Below are 20,312 nucleotides of genomic sequence, written 5' to 3' on the forward strand. Positions count from 1 at the left end.
ATTTCTTTCTTTACGTTTAATAGTGCAATATACTATCTTTAATGTTGGAGTATGGTGTATTTTTCTATTATAATCAAAATGGTTGAAAAAATTGACTGAATGAGATGGGCATCTTTACAGTCAATGCGAAGAAAGGAACAAATCGTATGACAAAAAAATATCTTGTACTTATCACAATGTCTTTATTATTTATCCTAGCTGGATGCGGGAATGCTGAATCAGATAAGGCTGCAATACCAAATCAAGTGGAATATCTTGTTGAAGATTTTACTTTTACTGACCAAAAAGGCGAGCCATTTGGGCTTAATGATTTAGAAGGAAAAGTCTGGGTAGCTGATTTTATTTTTACTAACTGTACGACAGTATGCTCTCCGATGACTGCAAATATGGCAAGGTTACAACGTATGTTAGAAGAGGAAGAAATAGAAGGCATCGAATTCGTATCCTTTAGCGTAGACCCTGAAGTGGATGCCCCCGAAATACTAGAGGAATATGGGACGAAGTTTGATGCGAATTTTGACAACTGGCATTTTTTAACTGGATATGAGCAAGGTTTTATCGAAGAGTTTGCAAAAAGTAACTTTAAGACACTTGTCCAAAAGCCGACAAACCAAGATCAAGTTTTACATGGTACCGACTTTTATTTAGTTGATCAAACCGGTACAATTATCAAGTATTATTCAGGAATAACAGATACACCATATGACGAAATCGTTTCACATATTAAAGTGCTGCAATAGATTAAGGGTGTATTAGTAAATATTAACATAACGTCGATGGTTCATTTTATGGGTCATCGACGTTTTTGATTAACCTACAATTTAGGGATGAATAAATTTAAGCAGTATTCCAGAAAAAGAAGGAATTTGTCTTGTCCATGTCAAAGTAAATTAAGACCTTACTACATTCCTAAATTACCAATAATTTTTCATATGAATGCTACATGTTACAAATTACAAGTCATAAACTAATGATACTTAACCTATATCGTAAAGCTTGAGGGTGTTGTCATGAAATTCAGGTTTTGGATAGTATGTATTAGTTGCTGCTTGTTATTAGGAAATGATCATACTTATGCAGAGATGAGTGAAGCAGATGTAATAAAGTATGAAGCAAGAAGAGTAAAAGCCGCGTCAAATGGCGTTGTTTCTCTCGTTGCACTTGGAGATTCTGTAACAAAAGGTGTTGGAGATAGCTCTGGAATGGGTGGGTATCCTGGCTTTTTGAAGGAATTATTAACAAAGGAAAGTTATGTACATAAAGTTACAGTGAATAATTTCGGTAAAAGAGGCTTGCGTAGTTCGCAATTATTAGAGCTCGTTAAACAAAATGAGATTATTCACTCTTTAAAGAATGCAGATATAGTGGTAGCTTCGATAGGTGGCAATGATATTATGAAGGTGGTTCGTGATAACTATTTCGAGCTCACTATTCCGATGTTCGATAAGCAGCAACAAAACTATGAAAAAAATATAGGTGAAATATTAGCAGCAATAAGAAGTGAAAACCCTTTTTGCATTATCGTGATCATTGGACTATATAATCCATTTAGTGTTTGGTTTGATAATTTGGAAGAAATAAATATAATTATGCGAAAATGGGATGAAGTAAGCAAACAAATTGCTTTGGGCCACAAACAGACCCTTTTTGTGGAAATTGGAGATTTATTTGAAAAAAATACGAAAGCGTTACTAAATAATGATTATTTTCATCCCAATACAGTGGGGTATCAACTAATTGCAGAAAGAGTGTACGATAGCTTAAAACAAAGCTATCAACAATTTCAAAGAAATTTCTAAGCTAAAATTTAAGTAAGTAGGGATTATGATGAAAGAACAATATTGGAAGTGGCTTTTTTTAGGACTATTGACAATAAATATAATTGTTGTTTTTTATGTTAGTTATTTAATCATGCAGTCGGATGATCATGTGCGATTAGAAGAACGATCTACAACAGATGATGAATATTCTGAATTTTTGATAAGAACGAACAAACAAGAACTTAATGAATTAATCAACTATAACATTAAAAAACAATCGAAAGATCAACCAATTGAATACGAGGTGATTTTAGGAGAAACTGTTGAGTTAATAGGAACGGTTTCAATGTTTGGGAAAAAAATAAATATGGTAATGGACTTTATTCCCGATCTGCAGGAAGATGGTACGATTGTTTTACAACAACAATCGATGTCAGTTGGGAACCTCAAAATACCAGTATCCGCTATATTAAAATATATTAGTGACCATTATCCTATACCAGATTGGATTACTATTCAGCCTTCTCAGAAGCTTATAAATGTTAACTTTAACGAATTACAGATAGATGATGAAGGAATGAAAATGAAGTTTAATAAATTTGACTTAGCAAATGATCATATTGAGATGGTTTTATTATTTCCAGCTATAAAATAAGTGTAGTATCGAAACTCACTTGTCACAAATTGCTAAAGGTTATTTTCGTAAACATTGAATTGTTATCAAAGAAGTACTTATAAAAAGTGTTTTACATTGTTAGTCCTCAATATACAGTAGTAAAGCTGCTACGCACTCTAATGTGTAGGGATTACTTCTTAATATGAAAAACATCAATCAATGCGAAAGCAGCCTTATTAAAGAAATTTTAGTGCTACCCCCATAAACTGCAAAATATTAGTCGAAACATATGTTAAAGAGTAAATCGACGATATTTTATATTGGAGGGAGCTTGGAAGATGCAAGTAAAAGGACAATTCCACAATTATATGCAAGGAACGTTTAATGACATCATTGCAGAAATAGATAAGTTAGCAAATTTTGCGAAAAATCCAAATGTACTTAATGAGATAGAAATTGAGAAATTAGAACTGAGTTTAAAGCAAAATGTTAAAGCCATTGAATATTTAACAACAGAACAACAATGAAATCTTCCTTCATATTCATGGTTTATGAACAACAATAGGTGGGGAATTTACCCCACCTATCATTTATATTGTTGTCTTCATTTGTAAAAGATTATGTTACAATCTGTGTTGCTTATATTTTTGCATATGTCGCTAAAAGGTTAATTTTCCAATTATTAACATAGAAAAATAGTGACATGAAGTCCATTAGTCAACAAATGGCTAAAAAAATTTAATTAAAACCCCGTACATGACCGTTCATTTCTTCCCTTACTTCTACTAATAGTGTAAGAGAGTATACCCAAACAAACTAGTTATTTTTTAAACGCCGTACTTCATCTTCCAATTGGTTTATCCGCCTGTTTATCCGATAAAAAATGGGAGCATATACAATCGCAATAAAGATAACAATACCCCAAGACAAGTATCATCACACCTTTGTTAATTTTTTGTATCATTATAGCATTACTACCGAATGATGCCAATATGTGTAACTGCTAAGCAATTTATAGGATTAAAAATAATCATATAATTTTGTGATTTTCTAAAAGGGATTTTATTTATTTAGTTATTGAATTGTCATGAAGAAAAGAGGCAGCATTACCTTTATTATTTTCAACCCATGCTATCGTCTCTAATAGACTATCGTACATATGCTGCTTCATTTCCTCATATTTGGATGTTGACATAATACACGTAACAGTACCGTCACCGTTATCATTTATCTCAATAATCCCATCAGAAGCTATTAATTCAATCTCATTTTCTAGGAATAATGTAATTGGTAATGTTATTTCTACATGTAGTGATCCTTTGTTCAGATCAACCGGATCCTTTTCAGCTCCTGATATCACAACTTCTGTTACATTGTTTTTTTCTGACTTTGATTCATCCAATTGACTACTACAAGAAGATAAATAAATGAGAATCATAGCAAGGGCTAATAACTTTTTTCTAATGACTTCAATACCTCCTTTTTATTAGTGCATCTTACAATAATGACATAGGTCTTATTTGTAATATTTTCTTGTGAAAAGGACGTATCAATGCGAAATTAGTTAATGACTTAGAGCTAAGCAAAATTATTGACCTCTAGCTATTAACGAGAAGTTACGTCATTTTCCTGTGCTATCATTTAAAAATCGTAGAAGCACTCGGTATTCACATTATTTTTACAAGCTTAATCTTTTGCATTTTCTTATAAAAAAAATGTATTATCAGTTACATACAATTGAAAGGTGTGATTAGATGAGAAATAATGAATTAGCTACTTTTGCTGGGGGCTGTTTTTGGTGTATGGTTAAACCTTTTGACGAGCAACCAGGCATTAACAAATTAATATCTGGTTATACTGGTGGACATAAAGAAAATCCAACATACAAGGAAGTATGTTCTGAAACAACAGGTCATTACGAAGCAGTTCAAATCTCGTTTAATCCAGAGGTTTTTCCGTACGAAAAATTGTTAGAATTATATTGGATGCAAATTGATCCTACAGATGCTGGTGGACAATTTCATGACAGAGGGGATTCGTATAGAACTGCTATCTTCTATCATACAGAAGGACAAAAGAAATTAGCAGAACAATCAAAAGAAGACTTCGAAAGAAGTGGAAAGTTTAAACAACCTATCGTAACAAAAATTTTACCTGCAATGACATTTTATCAAGCTGAAGAGTATCATCAAGATTATTACAAAAAAAATCCGTTTCGCTATAAAATGTACCGACAAGGCTCAGGGAGAGATACATTTTTGAAAAAACATTGGCGAGACACAAAAAAAGATGAACAATTAAAGCAAAGGTTAACTCCAATTCAATATGAGGTTACACAAAACAATGGTACAGAACCACCCTTCAAAAATGAATATTGGGATAATAGGCAAGAAGGGATTTATGTGGACATTGTCTCAGGTGAACCACTATTTAGCTCTCTCGAACAATTTGATTCAGGTTGTGGTTGGCCTAGCTTCACTAAACCAATATATGAAACAGGTGTCAAAGAAGATATGGATGTAAGTCATAATATGGTAAGAACTGAAGTGAGAAGTAAACAAGCAGACTCTCATTTAGGGCATGTTTTTGATGATGGTCCAGGCCCTAACGGTTTACGTTATTGTATTAATTCAGCTGCACTAAAATTTATTCCAAAGGATGAGCTAGAAGAAGAAGGCTATGGTGATTTTAAAAGACTATTCAAAAAATAAAGTCTCTGCTTGCTTTTTTACAAAAATTTAAGCAGTTTTCATCAATATATAAGATTAAAGACAAGATGACACGAATGAAAGCTGTCCACGTAATCATTTTTAATTCGTATAGTATCAACCTATGGATTTACAGACAATAAAAAAATACAATCGCTTAACGGACAAAACCCCATCAAAAAGATAGGGACTTATCTGTTAAGCGTATTCTTATGAACTTTAATATAAACTTTACATATCATTTTAATATTTGTAAATAATGAATAAGACCGCATTGCTTTACTCATCTATGACTATTGTGAGGTAAATACTATGACGATCGTTAGACTTGGATATGTTGCAATGAGCATGGAACTGGCAAATTCCTCTCCATCAAAAACAATGACCTTCTCACAATTTCAGAAAATACAGGATCGAGAGGCAGCATTGCATAAATTGGAACAAATATCACAGTTAAATTTAAACAACACTTTCAAACATTTAAAACATAATGTCGCATCTGATGTTCATTTTTATCGTTTTACTTCACGGCTAATTCCATTAGCAACCCACGAAGAGCTTGTTGATTGGAATTTTTTACAGCCATTAAAATTGTTACTGCGTGATATTGGAAATTTTGTCAACAAGCATCAAATGAGGATCGACTTTCACCCTGATCATTTTGTCATCATAAATTCTCCCAAAAAACACGTCTTACAAAATTCATTAAAAACTTTAAAGCTTCACTTTATACTACTAAAGGCAATGGGAATTGATATAACTCACCGTTGTGTCATGCATGTTGGAGGTAACTATAAGGAAACGGAAAAATCACTTGAACGATTTGTAGATAATTGGATGGTTGTACCAAGAGCAATTCAAAAAATGATCATGCTTGAAAATGATGATACTTCATTTACAGTTGACGATACACTATATTTATGTGAAAAACTAAATATTCCACTCGTCTTCGATTATCACCATCACCTCGCACACCATCAGCAAGAAAGTTGGCAAATGAACTGGCAACGTATTGTGAATACTTGGGAAACATCACCACTCCCAATTAAAATGCATATTTCAAGTCCGAAAAGCGAAACAGCTTTTAGGCATCATGCAGATTATATTGACCTATCAATGTTCATGCGTTTTTTGAATGAGATAAAAGGTAGCATTCCGCAAATTGATTGTATGATTGAAGCGAAAAGAAAGGACGAAGCATTGTTTACAATTATGGAACAGTTAAAGATGGTAGAACATATTGAAATAATTGATGGTTCTACATTTTACATGAAATAACAACGCTCTTTCTTACAATTTGTTCTTTTTCTTGCTTAAATTTGAATTAGGTATCTTGATGATATAAATCCTTATAATCATTAGAGAAGAAAAGATTACTCAAAACGTTAGCAATATGCGTATTGGAATCTTATTATGAATAGCAGCAAATAATTGTAAAAACAGCCAATAACAAATAGCTACAGCATTAGACCTACTGTATGTGATGATAGAGGTCTATTTTTTTACTTACAACGATTGAACAGACCCTAGATACTTTAGATAAGAAAATGTACTTTACTATAAATACATTATGTAAACAAGATGCTAACCATCTTCATTTTAAACATAATACAAAGACGAGTGGTGATCGTTTTGCATGTATTTCGTCGTATATACTTCATTTATAAATCAAATTTTAAAATAAAAACTCATAAAAAACTGTTTTCCCTTTGAGTATATTTATCGTACTTTGAACAACTAGCTTTTATTGCAACATAGGTGAAAAAATTGAAACAATGTGTAATACAGTCTCCAAACTAGCCTAGTGCATATTGAGACAGCTTTTCGGTCATGATAAGTATGGTAGGAGTTTGGTTTGTTTGGAGGTATATTTATGCTTAACAATGATTATGAAATTAAATTAATTTATGAAGCAAATGATGCAGAAATAGACGAGAGAAATAAAAGAGTTATTGAAAGTAAGAAACAAGTGCCTTTTAAATCTAGAAAGAACAAGCGTCGACAAGTTTAAGGCAGTTTGCTTTCAAGCAAAATAATTTGACTCAGATGGAGGATGAAACATCTGAGTTCGTTTTTACTATCTATTAAGGATCTAATAAGGAATATGTTGTCAATTGTAGTTCTTAAAAAAATAAAAAAATAATGTTATAAGGGCGTGGAGTATGGTGGAAAATGATTGTCTCATTATTGGAGGAGGAATAGCAGGACTTCAAGCAGCAATCCAACTAGGTAGATATAATCATCGTATTACAGTCATTGACAATAACCAAGGGAGGTCTTCAATATGCCGGTGTTACCATAATATATTGGGCTGGCCTCATGGTGTAAGTGGAGAGAAGCTTCGTCAATTAGGTAAAGAGCATGCGATAGGCTTAGGAGTTTGTTTTATCAAAGACAAAATAGTAGATGTAAGGAAGCAGGACGAGCTATTTGTGTTAATCGGTGAAAAGGGGGACTCATATAAAGCAAAAAGAGTGTTGTTTGCAACAGGTATTGTTGAACGGTTCCCCAACATTCCTAAACTTGTACCATGTTTAGGGTTAACGGTTTATGTGTGTCCGGATTGTGATGGATACGAAGTGACAAATAAAAAGGTTATAGTTATAGGTTCGGGAAATGTTGGAGCATCTCTTGCGATAACACTTACATACTGGTCGGAAAATATTGTCTATGTAAACCATGGCAAAGAAACTATCAAACAATCACTATTGAGCGAGCTAAGTGAACATCATATCACATTAGCTAATGAAAGTATTACGGAGATTATAGTACAAGGGGAAGGTCAGTTTTCAGGAGTTCAATTTGGTAACGGAGAAATCATTATGGCTGATCGAGGCTTTATTGGCTTTGGAGGTAATAAAGTGAACAGTGACTTAGCATACAAGCTAGGAGTAGAACGAATGGAGAATCATCATATTGTCACAAATCATCGCACAAAAGAAACAAGTGTTAAAAATATATGGGCTGCAGGTGACATCACTATACATTCTGAACAAGTAACGCTAGCGATGGGGGAGGGTGCCCAAGCAGCTATTTGGATCCATAAACGTATTCTTGAAGAAAGGTGAATTTGATCTTATTAAAACGTTATTTAATATAAGTTACTATCCTCCGAACAAATGTTATTTTAGCCTCTTATATGACAAAATGAATGTTGAAGCGATTGGATGATATTATAACTTGGTGATCATCCCGAGTTAATTCAACAATAACTTCCTCATCTTATTAATTCTCATTTATATAATAAAGACTCATGATATTCATTATGAACTATCCTCATATGTCACAAAACTTCTCTTGAGCTAAAAAAGTTAGGAATCATACACAAATATACAAAATTACCTGATATCTACCAATCTAAAACCACTTATTTTTGTACCGTATATGTTGAATAATAAATAAATTTTTTTCAGTTAGAAAAAAGTGAATCTTTCTTACATATGATGTGTAAAGAGGAAAAGTTGCTATTCTAACTCTAAAAAAATTAACTAGGGATTTATCAACGGATACTGATTTTGAAACTCCAAGGGTGAAAAGCTAAGACTTGTATACGTAACAAAAGTTGCATACTTGGTTATTCCTTAATAGGTAATTCACAATCATTGTAAAAGGCTCTTTCGTAAACAATGTTATTATTTTTACTAAAAATGGACAGTATGTTGAGTTTTATGAGAGCTCAATACATGTAATCGTAGAAAAAATGCCAAAAAGACAGCTTAGGTGCTTGTGCCTAAAAACGAAAAGCACTAATCGATGGGAAAACAACCTAGCAATAAACAGCCTTTGTTAATGAAAGGAGGTTATAGTTTGGAGGAAACTCATTTAATTAAACCTGTATTAGACAAAGAGTACCCTATTATTAGTCATGGTAAAGGTATTTACTTGTACGATACTAAAGGAAAAAAATATTTAGATGGATCATCTGGTGCGATTACTGCAAGTATTGGTCATGGGGTTCAAGAAATTATAGACGTGATGGCAGATCAAGCGAAAAAAGTTTCCTTTGTTTATCGTTCGCAATTTACAAATGAACCTGCCGAACAACTAGCTAAAAAAATGAGTGAGCTAACATCAAGTGATTTTCATTGGTCGTTTTTTGTAAATAGTGGTTCAGAAGCAACCGAAACAGCAATGAAAATAGCAATTCAATACTGGCAGGAGCGCAATATGAAAGGAAAAAATAAAATACTATCTAGATGGATGAGTTACCACGGCATAACCATAGGCGCATTATCTATGTCTGGTCACTTAAAACGGAGGGCTCGATTTATTTCTTTACTTGACGATTTACCTATTATTCCACCTCCTTATTGTTATCGTTGTCCATATCATTCAACATACCCTTCGTGCGAGTTAATGTGTGCGACAGAGCTTGAACGAGTGATAAAACGTATTGGCGCCGAGAACATAGCAGCCTTTATTGCAGAACCGATTATTGGAGCTGCTGCTGGTGCACTTATTCCACCTTCGAATTATTATCAAACGATTAAAGATATTTGTGAAAGAAATAATATTTTATTTATCGCAGATGAAGTAATGACAGGTTTAGGGCGTACTGGAAAAATGTTTGCAATTAACCATTGGAATGTTGAACCTGACATTATCACCTTAGGAAAAGGGTTGAGTGGGGGCTATACACCAATAGCATCGACGTTAGTAAGCGATCATGTTATGCAGCCATTTATTAAAGGATCAAAAACAATCATGAGCGGCCATACATTTAGTGCGAATCCACAATCAGCAGCAGTAGCATTAGCAGTAATTAACTATGTAGAAAAACATAATTTAGTAGTATCAGCTGAAAAAAAGGGATATAGCTTGATGGAGAAATTGGATAAACTACGTCAAAACAACCCAATTATCGGTGATGTTAGGGGGAAAGGTCTGTTAATTGGTGTTGAGTTTGTTTCGGACATATTTAGTAAACTACCATTTAAAGAAGAGGTAAATGTAACAGATATTGTTGTGCACAAAGCTCAGGAGAGAGGTTTGCTTGTTTATCCAGCCAACGCTGGAACTGAAGGGGTTGGTGGTGATGCTGTATTAATAGCTCCTCCTTTGACTATTTCTAATGAAGAAATTGATGAACTAGTTAACCTTTTTGAAATATCATTACAAGAAGTGCAAAAAGAACTGCAAATTATAGGGATGTAAGATTCCTAGTATTGAGAGGTGAAATAGTGGTGTCTCGTATCGAAAACTCATTTAAAAAAATTGTTACCGCATATGATGCTGTAAAACAAATAACAGATAATAGCACGCTAATGTTCGGTGGTTTCGGAGGAGTTGGTAGTCCCCCAACGTTAATTGATGAAATTTTATCGAAAAGACCAAAAAATTTGACCTTAATTGGTAATGATGCTGGATTTCCAGAAATAGGTATTGGGAAAATTGTGTGTGAAGGATTAGCTAGTAAACTAATTGCATCACATATAGGATCAAATCCAGTTGCAGGAAAGTTAATGTCAGACGATAACTTAACAGTTGAGTTTTCACCACAAGGAACTTTAGTTGAAAGAATCAGAGCTGGTGGAGTCGGTCTTGGAGGGATATTAGTAGATATCGGTATAGATAATGAAACTGTTAACCATGAAAAAGAAAGAATAACAGTTGATGGAAAAGAATATTTACTAGAATCGCCATTAACTGCAGATGTGGCCATTATATATGCTAAAAAAAGTGACCCGTTCGGGAATCTAATTTACGACAAAACGGCTCAAAATACCAACCCTCTCGTCGCAATGGCAGGAAATTATACGATTGCCGAAGTTGAAGAAATTGTACCGTTAGGTCATATTCACCCTGAAGAAATTGTGACACCTGGGATTTTCGTCAATAGCATTGTTCAAAGTAAAGGAGTGAATTGGTCATGGGTATGGGAATAGATGTACGTAATCGAATAGCTAATAGAGCTGCTGAAGAAATAAAGAATGGGATGATTGTGAATTTAGGAATTGGTATACCATCATTAGTTCCAAATCACCTTCGACAAGATATTCATGTCATGTTTCATGCAGAAAACGGAGTGCTTGGAATTGGTCCAAGCCCAAAAAAAGGAAATGAAGATGAGAATCTTTGCAATGCAGCAGGATATCCAGTCACGGTTGTAAACGGTGCTTCTTATTGCGACAGCGCTATTGCATTTGGAATGATTAGACGTGGATATGTAGATTTAACGATTTTAGGTTCGTTACAAGTGAGTCAAAACGGAGATTTGGCCAATTGGATTATACCCGGTAAAAAGGTACCAGGTATGGGCGGGGCGATGGAGCTAGCACAAAAAGCACAAAAAGTTATTGTCGTAATGAGTCATGCAGATAAAATGGGACAACCAAAAATACTTGAAAAATGCTCGTTACCGCTTACTTCAAAAAGCTGTGTTCACATGATCATTACAGATATGGCGGTGATCCATGTAACGAAAGATGGTTTGTTATTATCCGAGTTAATGGCACCGTTCTCAGTTCAAGATGTTATTGATAAAACAGGTGCCTTGCTACATGTAAGTGACAATCTACAAGTAATTCCATAATTGACAAGAAAGGAGCGTCTAACAAATGCATCATCACAAAGAGCGCATTCATGAATGGATTAGTAATAATCAAACGAAAGCGACACAGTTGTTACAAAAAGTAGTTCAAGAGGAAAGTACTCAAGGAAATGAAGGGTCAGCTCAAGCTGTAATTATTGAAAAATGTCGGGAATTAGGTTTACAGATCGATATATGGGAACCTTCTATAAGTGAATTAACGACTAGTGCATTTTTTGTATCAACACGGAAGAACTTCATTAATAGCCCTAACGTTGTTGCTGTATTGAAAGGAAGCGGTGGTGGTCGATCGATTATTTTGAACGGACATATAGATGTTGTTCCAGAAGGTGATCATAATCAGTGGGATATTGACCCTTACAGTGGGGAAGTAAAAAATGGCCGATTATATGGTCGAGGGTCTACTGATATGAAAGGTGGAAATATTGCATTATTATTAGCCATAGATGCCATTAAGGGATTAGGTATTAAATTAAAAGGGGATGTGATCTTTCAAAGTGTCATTGAAGAAGAGAGTGGCGGTGCTGGAACGTTAGCTACATTATTAAGAGGGTATAAAGCAGATGCTGCAATTATTCCAGAACCTACAAATATGAAAATATTTCCTAAACAACAAGGATCTATGTGGTTTAGATTAATGGTAAAAGGCAGAGCCGCTCATGGAGGTACTAGGTATGAAGGTGTTAGTGCGATTGAAAAAAGCATGTCTGTTGTAACCCATATTGAACAACTTGAAAAAAAACGCAACGAAAATATAAATGATCCTCTATATGCAAATATCCCAATCCCAATCCCAATAAATATCGGTAAAATCTCAGGAGGAACTTGGCCATCATCAGTAGCTGATACGGTGATTATAGAAGGAAGAATGGGTGTTGCACCGAATGAATCATTACAAGCAGCACAAGCCGAAATGAAAAATTGGCTAACAACCCTATCTTTACAAGATAGTTGGTTTGAACATAACCCAGTTGATTTGGAATGGTTTGGTGCTAGGTGGGTACCTGGAACGCTTAACTTAGACCATGAGTTAATCAATGTATTAAGCTCTAAATATCGTTTAATTATGAATGAACAGGCTATAGTAGAAGCTTCACCTTGGGGAACTGATGGTGGGCTGCTTTCACAAGTTGGCGATATACCAACAGTTGTGTTTGGACCAGGGGTTACAGAGGTTGCTCACTATCCAAACGAGTTTGTTGAATTAGACAAAATATTTCAAACAGCTGAGATTATCGCTCTGACAGTTTTGGAATGGTGTGGTGTGATTGAAGAAAATATTGAATAGTTATAGTAGCAAATAGGGGGGAGTATGATGAAAAAACACCTGCTTATTAACGGAGATTGGGTAAAAGCGAGCGAATATAGAGATCTATATGCCCCATACAACGGTGATAAGTTAGCTGAGGTAGCGTTTGCAAATGAACGAGAAATAAATCTCGCAATTGATGCAGCTGATCATGCGACTAAGTCAATGGCGCAGCTAACAGCTTTTCAACGTGCACAAATTTTGATGAAACTAGTTGAATTATTAAAGGGTCGCCGTCATGAATGTGCTACGATTATCGCTAAAGAATCAGCAAAGCCTATTAAGGCAGCTATTGTTGAAGTTGACAGGACGATAATGACATATACATTTGCAGCTGAAGAGGCAAAACGGATTAATGGAGAAACAGTACCAATGGATGCCGCTCCAGGAGGAGAGAATCGAATTGCTTACACGTTGCGTCAACCACTTGGCATTATTGCTGCTATTACCCCTTTTAACTTCCCAATGAATTTAGTAGCTCATAAAATCGGTCCAGCAATTGCAGCTGGAAATACAATTATATTAAAGCCGGCTAGCCAAACACCACTCTCTTCTATCTACTTAGGTGAGCTATTAATGGAATGTGGGCTACCACCAGGTGCACTCAATATAGTGACTGGAAGTGGGGCAAAAATCGGAGAAAAATTAGTGACCGACAATAGAATTAAAGCGATTACTTTTACTGGAAGCCCACAGATAGGAAAAAAAATAAAAAACCAAGCTGGTTTAAAGCGGGTGACTTTGGAGCTTGGCTCGAACTCCGCATTATTAATCGATAAGAACGTTAATTTAACTGACTTCATAGGGAGATGTGTTAATGGCTCTTTCTCCTTTGCTGGTCAGGTATGTATTTCATTACAACGGATTTATATTCATGAAGAAATATATGATCAATTTGTTACGAGTTTTCTAGAAGAAACGAAGAAGTTAAAAATTGGAAATCCATTAGATCATACTACTGACATCTCTTCATTAATTTCCGAGCAAGATGTTGAGCGCTCTCTTAAATGGATTAACGAAGCGGTTGTTGCTGGGGCTCAGCTAGTGATTGGTGGCCAGAGAAGAGCTAATAATATGTTAGAACCTACTGTATTGCTTAATGTTCCTTCAACTGAAAAAGTTTCTTGTCAGGAAGTCTTTGCACCTGTTGTTATAATTAATAAAATTTCTTCAATGGAAGAAGGGATAACAGAAGTAAATGAATCTAAGTATGGCTTGCAAGCAGGGATTTTTACGAATGATCTTCAACTAGCCCTTAAGGCAGCTGATCAACTGGAGGTTGGAGGAGTTATGATAAACGACATCCCAACGTTTCGTGTAGACCATATGCCTTATGGTGGCGTTAAAGAGAGTGGAATCGGGAAAGAAGGAATAAAGTATGCAATTGATGAAATGTTAGAAACAAAATTGGTATGCTTTAGAAAAATATAAACTTTTTTTACAGTCACCCTCAAAGGACTAGAAGGCATTGTTGAAAATTAGCTTTTCACACCCTCTACGGAAGCATCCAAAAAACTAACAAAAATACTACAATTCATAAAAAATGTGCTAAAAAATTAGGCTTTTCAATAAAATAAATCTTCTATTGTTGAATATGATAAGCATAACAAAAAGAAGATTGGTGGGTTACGAATGGTCAGTCGAGGTCAGCAACTTGAAGTTATAGGTGCTTGGTTACAAGTAGCAGGTACAGTTATTGCTGCGATTGGCCAATCTGAACAAATTCCAGAGGAAGCTGGAATAGCCGAGGAGTTAATTAGTATAGGAAATGGCTTAGAAGCAGTGGGTAATTCACTACAGGCTGTAGGGAGAGAACAAGACTTACCAGCAAGTGGAGCTGAAGAGGCTGAGACGTTATTGATCATTGGTAGCTGGCTGCAAGCAGGCGGGAATGTAACAAATGTAGTAGGTAATGAGATAGATATATTAGGTGAAGAAGAGGAAGGTTTTCAGGTCTACTTGCTTGGTAATATAGTCCAATCAATAGGAGCTGCGTTTGAAGCAATAGGAGCTAGTATGGAGGAGTCAGAGTACCAAAGCTTTGGTGTTATTGGCAATGGGCTTCAGACACTTGGAACTGCATTAGATGCTATAGGGATTGTTTACATTTTACAAGGGCAAGAGGACTTAGGTGAACAAATTGCTAGAGTTGGGAGCTGGCTACAAGTAATTGGAGCCTCATTAGCGGCTATAGGGCTGACGAAAGAAACACAGCTCTTAAATGATAATTAACGGTGTTTTTCGCAAGCTTTGTAATGTTGATTTTGTTAAAAAATCACATATCCCAGTGTGTGCTAATGAATAGGTCATAAAAACGCGAGATATATGATCTACGTATAAAGTTAGCACAAAGCATCAACAGGCTATTTTCGATTTTGAAACATCAAGAAAATAAAGTTGACGTGTTACTCAAAAGTCATCACTTTAGTAGAAGAAAAGATGCCACGTAATTTAGCTGTATTCGTGTTTATTTGCTAGCTCGAAAAACATGAAAATAGCCTTTATGTAAAAAAATCTGACAAACAACGTCAGACTTTGTATGTGGTAGAATGAGGTCTTTAAGAATTTGTTGGAGGAGAATGGCTATGCTCATTTTGAAAATGTTCTGCCATTTTTATGAATCGCTGCTCGTCTTCGATTAATCCACAGCTTGCGCATTGAAGCTTTCTTGCTGGCCCGTTATATTGCAGATGAAACGGCTCGAGGTTGTTCAGCTCTTCTACTTCTCCATTCTCTAAGTTAATTTTAACAGGCGTAACAACTTGATCTATCATATTGAAACGGCTTCTAGCTTGACATGATGGACAGCTATAGCTTGGCATATATGAAACCTCCTATTGTTTGTTATTGACGTATAGTTTTTTCCCCATCTTAACCAGTTCTTTTACCATCGTCCCACCTATTTGACCACCAATTTTACCTGCATCAGTAGATGTTATGTGACCATTGTAATCATGAGATAGGGGTATGTTTTTGTCTTTTGCTATTTCATATTTAAGACTGTTAGCATCATTTGTCAATGTTCGATAACCTTGCTGTTCCATTACTTTAAGTTTAAAATGTGTAACGGCCTCCCTAGCTTCAGGAACGAGGAGCTTTTTCCGGGAACGTGACATATTTTATCCCTCCTTATGGTATATATTGACCACAATTGTAAAACTCATTCAGTAAAATATTAATTTTTTCTCTAGCTATAAAAATTTAAATCTTTTCAGTACGGACTTTGCTGTTCCGACGATGTTCAAAATAGTTTAAACTCTAGTTTACAACAATAACAACAAAAATTTGTCGAAAAAGAGCCTATAGGTAAACAGTATGCTACAACAATAAATGGTGAAAAAAACTGGTAAATTTGTTACCATTTATTATAAAGGGGGAAGAAGCTTTGGCTGTTAAAAAGTACTTCGATCATATTCAACTAAAGGAAAAGACTTTTACTGCAGAAGTAACATTAGATTATTTCAATAAACGACTAAAAATTGATGACTACCGAGGAGATGTTGGGTCATTACTTGTAGTCATCAATGAATTAATACAAACAAATTGTTTTACCAAAGGAATTGTAAAGGTGAGAAATGAGCATTTACATATTTTTTTGCAGCATGGTTTTATGTTAGAGGCAGTTTTTCAAAAAATGTTTAATGGTAGTGATGCGTATTGTATGTGTAAGTATTATGACGATTCTCGATATGCAAGTAATAATTGGATAGAAGAAGATAAAATACTTACAGCAGTTCAAAAACTAGAGGATAGTGATCTTCGACCGCAACTACCAGACGGTTATATAGTGAGAAAAGCAACTCATGCTGATGCTAATCACTTAGCAAAGCTTTATGCCACTGTCTTCGAAATATATCCTACGCCATTAAACGATCCGAATTACATAACTAAGATCATAAATAACGGAACAATTTTCTTCGTGGTTGAGCATCAAGCTGAAATCGTGAGCGCAGCCTCTGCAGAAATCAATCAAGAGTACAATAATGCAGAATTAACTGACTGCGCAACTTTGACACAGCATCGTAAATTTGGTTTGATGAAAATCCTCCTATTACAATTAGAACAGGAACTAATAAATCACAATATTTATTGTGCTTATTCAATCGCTCGTGCACTTTCATACGGTATGAATGCTGTGCTAAAGCAATTAGGCTACTCGTATACAGGAAGGCTTAAAAATAATTGTTATATATTTGATAAGCTTGAAGATATGAATGTGTGGGTGAAAGATTTATCAAGTAATTAACGATATTAATAATGCCAATATTCTGGCACTTATTGCCGATATTTAAGCATCATTTTAGAAGGGGGCTACCATTTGTTTATCGAACAGGTAAACACAGAGGAAATGGTTAAAGCAATATTAGGAAGTATAGATGAAGCAATTCATGTAGTAGACAATAATGGAGTGACCATTTTCTATAATAATATAGCAGCCAAGCATGACGGAGTGTCGATAGAGGAAGTTTTAGGGAAACACTTACTTCATGCATTCCCATCACTGACAGAAAAAACAAGTACTTTGTTGAAGGTCATAGCATCAAAAAAACCTATTTTTCATTTACCGCAAACGTATAAAAACATTCGGGGGGAGTTAATCGATACAGTCAACACAACGATACCGATTATTGTAAATGATAACATAGTTGGAGCGGTAGAAATCGCTAAAGATTATTCGAAAATGAAATTACTTTCACAGAAGCTCATGGATCTACAGTCTAAGCTGAATATTACTACAAAAAAACCTAAGAAGATAAATGGGGCAAAATACACGTTTGAAGATATTTTAACTGTAAATAAAGCTGTTGAGCATGTGAAGGAGCAGGCAAAAAAAATAGCTAAGAACGCTTCTACTGTACTCGTATACGGAGAGACTGGTAGCGGAAAGGAATTGCTTGTACATGCTATTCACAATGAGTCTATACGTAAATCAGGGGCTTTTATCGTGCAAAACTGTGCAGCTTTACCAGAAAATTTACTAGAGGGCTTGTTATTTGGAACAGTAAAAGGAAGCTACACAGGTGCTGTTGATCGTCCTGGTTTATTCGAAATCGCACATGGAGGTACGCTATTCTTAGATGAAATAAATTCAATGCCACTAGAACTTCAAGCTAAACTTTTACGTGTATTAGAGGATGGGTTAGTTAGACGAGTAGGGAGTGAGTTTGCGTATCAAGTAGATGTGAGGGTTATCGTGGCATTAAATGAAACTCCTGCTAATTGTTTAAAAAACAACCAACTTAGACCTGACTTGTATTATCGCTTAAACGTTTTATCACTAGAAATACCTCCCTTGAGAGCAAGGAAAGATGATATATCATTTCTGCTTAAGTATTTTGTAGCTAGTTATAATCAATCTTCTGCAATGGGGGCAATACATATAAACGAAGAGGTTTATGAATATATTAACAATTATTCATGGCCGGGGAACATAAGGGAATTAAAGCATACCGTCGAGTATGCGATGACCTTACTTGACGGTAAAGAATTAACATTAGAGCATATTCCACATAACATCATTTCCATTGTGAAAAAAAACAATGAAGTGCTAATTGAACGACATCAGACAATTAAGCCGCTAAGAGAAGTGCTAAGCCAAACTGAAAAAACGATGATTGAATCAGCAATACAAACAGCCCAAGGTAATATTCAACAAGCAGCGAAGATGCTACAAATCCCTAGACAAACGCTTCAATATAAAATGAAAAAGTTTAACCTTTAGGATAACTGCCAAATTATTGGCAGTTTTTTGTTTATCGTAGCTAAAAAAACAGAAAATGCTACAACAAATTATTTTGAATTTTTTTCTTCCAGCCGTTGAATATGAAGAAATGTAGGATGAAACGTATTGTTTGCACGTCTTATTACTATCGTTACGATACTAATAGTATTCATTGGCATGAAAGTTGCTAGATAAATATAAAAATGTGAAAAGAGGAGATTGTAAATGTTTGATTTATATAAACCTTCTAGACATTGGAAAGATATAGAATTATGGAAGGATACATCTGAGGTGGAATGGAACGACTGGATTTGGCAGCTTACGAATACCATTCGAACGTTAGATGATTTAAGGAAGGTTATTAACCTAACCCCTGAAGAAGAAGAAGGAGTTAGAATATCGACGAAAACTATTCCGTTAAATATAACACCATATTATGCTTCATTAATGAATCCTGATGATCCACGATGTCCAATAAGAATGCAATCTGTTCCAGTTGCAAACGAAATCTATAAAACACAATACGATCTAGAAGACCCATTGTATGAAGATGAAGATTCTCCTGTTCCAGGCTTAACACACCGGTATCCTGACCGCGTATTGTTTCTCGTAACAAATCAATGCTCAATGTATTGTAGATATTGCACGAGACGTCGTTTCTCAGGTCAAATTGGTATGGGAGTACCGAAAAAACAGCTCGATGCTGCAATTGCATATATTAGGGATGCAAAAGAAGTTCGTGATGTTTTAATATCAGGAGGCGATGGACTTTTAATCAATGACAATATTTTAGAATATATTCTAAAAAACTTAAGAGACATCCCACATGTAGAAATTATCCGTATAGGAACAAGGGCTCCTGTCGTGTTTCCACAAAGGATTACTGAAAACTTGTGCAAAATTTTAAAAAAATACCATCCAATTTGGTTAAATACTCATTTTAATACATCAATAGAGATTACAGAAGAATCAAAAAGAGCATGTGAAATGCTTGCAAATGCTGGTGTTCCTTTAGGGAATCAATCTGTAATTTTAGCTGGTATCAATGATAGTGTTCCGATTATGAAGAAGCTCATGCATGATTTAGTAAAAATACGTGTGCGTCCTTACTATATTTATCAGTGTGATCTCTCAGAAGGAATAAGCCATTTTAGGGCACCTGTTTCTAAAGGTATTGAAATTATAGAAGGATTACGAGGGCACACATCAGGATATGCGGTACCGACTTTCGTAGTTGATGCACCTGGTGGAGGAGGTAAAATTGCTGTTCAACCTAATTATTTGATCTCCCAAAGTGCAGACAAAGTTGTGTTACGTAATTTTGAAGGTGTTATTACGACATACCCTGAGCCAGAAAACTATGTACCGGGTAAAGCCGATGGGTATTTTAAAGAAATTTATCCATCTATGGATGAGAAGAAATCATCAATTGGGATAGCGGGTTTAATGAATGAGGAACAATTTAACCTTATTCCTGAAGGGGTATCAAGACTAAACCGACGTCAAGACTATGACCAAAACCCTGATCATAGTTCATTAAAAGATAAAAGAGAAAAACGAGATGTATTAAAAGAAAAAAAATATCAATCACAAATACAAAAATTAGAAAAAAATAACGAATCAACAAAAGAGGCTTGATACAAATGG

The 20,312-nt window shown here is 34.9% G+C and carries 20 protein-coding genes; 17 read left to right on the forward strand and 3 right to left on the reverse strand.

The window, feature by feature from the left end:
• Positions 1-146: 146 nt before the first annotated feature.
• From V1503_RS21925 to V1503_RS21940, 4 genes are all read left to right on the forward strand, one after another.
• Entirely contained in the window at positions 147-740 is a 594-nt protein-coding gene (locus tag V1503_RS21925; protein ID WP_410629149.1) for an SCO family protein, read from the forward strand.
• Positions 741-1,010: 270 nt separating this feature from the next.
• Entirely contained in the window at positions 1,011-1,799 is a 789-nt protein-coding gene (locus V1503_RS21930; protein WP_320258597.1) for an SGNH/GDSL hydrolase family protein, read from the forward strand.
• 28 nt (positions 1,800-1,827) lie between these two features.
• Positions 1,828-2,415, forward strand: coding sequence for a YpmS family protein (locus V1503_RS21935; RefSeq protein ID WP_320258596.1), 588 nt, complete (start codon positions 1,828-1,830; stop codon positions 2,413-2,415).
• Positions 2,416-2,714: 299 nt separating this feature from the next.
• Positions 2,715-2,903 carry a hypothetical protein gene (locus V1503_RS21940; RefSeq protein ID WP_214484256.1) on the forward strand — a complete coding sequence of 63 codons (189 nt, stop codon included), beginning with the start codon at positions 2,715-2,717 and terminating at the stop codon, positions 2,901-2,903.
• A gap of 539 nt (positions 2,904-3,442) precedes the next feature.
• Here V1503_RS21940 and V1503_RS21945 read toward each other — a convergent pair.
• Positions 3,443-3,778 carry a hypothetical protein gene (locus V1503_RS21945; protein WP_410629150.1) on the reverse strand — a complete coding sequence of 112 codons (336 nt, stop codon included), beginning with the start codon at positions 3,776-3,778 and terminating at the stop codon, positions 3,443-3,445.
• 352 nt (positions 3,779-4,130) lie between these two features.
• Between V1503_RS21945 and msrA the strand changes: the two genes are divergently transcribed.
• The 10 genes from msrA (at position 4,131) to V1503_RS21995 (ending at position 15,175) form a co-directional block, all read left to right on the forward strand.
• Positions 4,131-5,087, forward strand: a complete 957-nt coding sequence (gene msrA, locus V1503_RS21950; RefSeq protein ID WP_410629151.1) for a peptide-methionine (S)-S-oxide reductase MsrA — start codon at positions 4,131-4,133, stop codon at positions 5,085-5,087.
• A 309-nt stretch (positions 5,088-5,396) separates the two neighbouring features.
• Positions 5,397-6,362, forward strand: a complete 966-nt coding sequence (gene uvsE / locus V1503_RS21955; protein WP_410629152.1) for a UV DNA damage repair endonuclease UvsE — start codon at positions 5,397-5,399, stop codon at positions 6,360-6,362.
• Between the two features lie 595 nt (positions 6,363-6,957).
• Positions 6,958-7,095 (forward strand): hypothetical protein, encoded by a 138-nt coding sequence (locus tag V1503_RS21960; protein WP_214484260.1) that lies wholly within the window; start codon positions 6,958-6,960, stop codon positions 7,093-7,095.
• 151 nt (positions 7,096-7,246) lie between these two features.
• A complete protein-coding gene (locus V1503_RS21965) occupies positions 7,247-8,152 on the forward strand; it encodes an NAD(P)/FAD-dependent oxidoreductase (RefSeq protein WP_410629153.1) in 906 nt (301 codons plus the stop codon).
• Between the two features lie 739 nt (positions 8,153-8,891).
• Positions 8,892-10,238: an aspartate aminotransferase family protein gene (locus V1503_RS21970; protein WP_214484262.1), complete on the forward strand. Its 1,347-nt coding sequence runs from the start codon at positions 8,892-8,894 to the stop codon at positions 10,236-10,238.
• Positions 10,239-10,267: 29 nt separating this feature from the next.
• Complete coding sequence (locus V1503_RS21975) at positions 10,268-10,969, forward strand: CoA transferase subunit A (protein WP_410629154.1); 702 nt, start codon at positions 10,268-10,270, stop codon at positions 10,967-10,969.
• Positions 10,954-11,616 (forward strand): 3-oxoacid CoA-transferase subunit B, encoded by a 663-nt coding sequence (locus V1503_RS21980; protein WP_214484264.1) that lies wholly within the window; start codon positions 10,954-10,956, stop codon positions 11,614-11,616. The genes V1503_RS21975 and V1503_RS21980 overlap by 16 nt, the downstream gene beginning before the upstream one ends.
• Positions 11,617-11,641: 25 nt before the next feature.
• On the forward strand, positions 11,642-12,922 hold the full coding sequence (locus tag V1503_RS21985) for a peptidase (protein ID WP_410629155.1): 1,281 nt from the start codon (positions 11,642-11,644) through the stop codon (positions 12,920-12,922).
• Positions 12,923-12,949: 27 nt separating this feature from the next.
• Entirely contained in the window at positions 12,950-14,374 is a 1,425-nt protein-coding gene (locus V1503_RS21990) for an aldehyde dehydrogenase family protein (RefSeq protein WP_410629156.1), read from the forward strand.
• A 201-nt stretch (positions 14,375-14,575) separates the two neighbouring features.
• Entirely contained in the window at positions 14,576-15,175 is a 600-nt protein-coding gene (locus V1503_RS21995) for a DUF6944 family repetitive protein (RefSeq protein WP_214484267.1), read from the forward strand.
• Between the two features lie 326 nt (positions 15,176-15,501).
• Here V1503_RS21995 and V1503_RS22000 read toward each other — a convergent pair whose 3' ends face one another.
• Complete coding sequence (locus V1503_RS22000; RefSeq protein WP_214484268.1) at positions 15,502-15,765, reverse strand: DNA alkylation repair protein; 264 nt, start codon at positions 15,763-15,765, stop codon at positions 15,502-15,504.
• 12 nt (positions 15,766-15,777) lie between these two features.
• Positions 15,778-16,059, reverse strand: a complete 282-nt coding sequence (locus tag V1503_RS22005; RefSeq protein ID WP_410629157.1) for an alpha/beta-type small acid-soluble spore protein — start codon at positions 16,057-16,059, stop codon at positions 15,778-15,780.
• Between the two features lie 269 nt (positions 16,060-16,328).
• On the opposite strand from V1503_RS22005, the gene ablB reads away from it, so the two are divergent.
• From ablB to kamA, 3 genes are all read left to right on the forward strand, one after another.
• Complete coding sequence (gene ablB / locus V1503_RS22010) at positions 16,329-17,189, forward strand: putative beta-lysine N-acetyltransferase (protein ID WP_410629158.1); 861 nt, start codon at positions 16,329-16,331, stop codon at positions 17,187-17,189.
• Between the two features lie 78 nt (positions 17,190-17,267).
• Positions 17,268-18,665 carry a sigma-54 interaction domain-containing protein gene (locus V1503_RS22015; RefSeq protein ID WP_352223931.1) on the forward strand — a complete coding sequence of 466 codons (1,398 nt, stop codon included), beginning with the start codon at positions 17,268-17,270 and terminating at the stop codon, positions 18,663-18,665.
• Between the two features lie 225 nt (positions 18,666-18,890).
• A complete protein-coding gene (gene kamA, locus V1503_RS22020; protein ID WP_410629159.1) occupies positions 18,891-20,303 on the forward strand; it encodes a lysine 2,3-aminomutase in 1,413 nt (470 codons plus the stop codon).
• Positions 20,304-20,312 lie beyond the last annotated feature (9 nt).

Origin of the sequence: Nanhaiella sioensis (assembly GCF_046557775.1) — a bacterium.
In the GTDB taxonomy this organism is placed as follows: domain Bacteria; phylum Bacillota; class Bacilli; order Bacillales; family SM2101; genus Nanhaiella; species Nanhaiella sioensis.

What these genes read in the sequence shown, in the direction of transcription:
- V1503_RS21925 (WP_410629149.1), top strand. Translation starts at nt 147, where the DNA reads ATGACAAAAAAATATCTTGTACTTATCACAATGTCTTTATTATTTATC.
- V1503_RS21930 (WP_320258597.1), top strand. Translation starts at nt 1,011, where the DNA reads ATGAAATTCAGGTTTTGGATAGTATGTATTAGTTGCTGCTTGTTATTA.
- V1503_RS21935 (WP_320258596.1), top strand. Translation starts at nt 1,828, where the DNA reads ATGAAAGAACAATATTGGAAGTGGCTTTTTTTAGGACTATTGACAATA.
- V1503_RS21940 (WP_214484256.1), top strand. Translation starts at nt 2,715, where the DNA reads ATGCAAGTAAAAGGACAATTCCACAATTATATGCAAGGAACGTTTAAT.
- msrA (WP_410629151.1), top strand. Translation starts at nt 4,131, where the DNA reads ATGAGAAATAATGAATTAGCTACTTTTGCTGGGGGCTGTTTTTGGTGT.
- uvsE (WP_410629152.1), top strand. Translation starts at nt 5,397, where the DNA reads ATGACGATCGTTAGACTTGGATATGTTGCAATGAGCATGGAACTGGCA.
- V1503_RS21960 (WP_214484260.1), top strand. Translation starts at nt 6,958, where the DNA reads ATGCTTAACAATGATTATGAAATTAAATTAATTTATGAAGCAAATGAT.
- V1503_RS21965 (WP_410629153.1), top strand. Translation starts at nt 7,247, where the DNA reads ATGGTGGAAAATGATTGTCTCATTATTGGAGGAGGAATAGCAGGACTT.
- V1503_RS21980 (WP_214484264.1), top strand. Translation starts at nt 10,954, where the DNA reads ATGGGTATGGGAATAGATGTACGTAATCGAATAGCTAATAGAGCTGCT.
- V1503_RS21985 (WP_410629155.1), top strand. Translation starts at nt 11,642, where the DNA reads ATGCATCATCACAAAGAGCGCATTCATGAATGGATTAGTAATAATCAA.
- V1503_RS21990 (WP_410629156.1), top strand. Translation starts at nt 12,950, where the DNA reads ATGAAAAAACACCTGCTTATTAACGGAGATTGGGTAAAAGCGAGCGAA.
- V1503_RS21995 (WP_214484267.1), top strand. Translation starts at nt 14,576, where the DNA reads ATGGTCAGTCGAGGTCAGCAACTTGAAGTTATAGGTGCTTGGTTACAA.
- V1503_RS22000 (WP_214484268.1), bottom strand. Translation starts at nt 15,765, where the DNA reads ATGCCAAGCTATAGCTGTCCATCATGTCAAGCTAGAAGCCGTTTCAAT.
- V1503_RS22005 (WP_410629157.1), bottom strand. Translation starts at nt 16,059, where the DNA reads ATGTCACGTTCCCGGAAAAAGCTCCTCGTTCCTGAAGCTAGGGAGGCC.
- kamA (WP_410629159.1), top strand. Translation starts at nt 18,891, where the DNA reads ATGTTTGATTTATATAAACCTTCTAGACATTGGAAAGATATAGAATTA.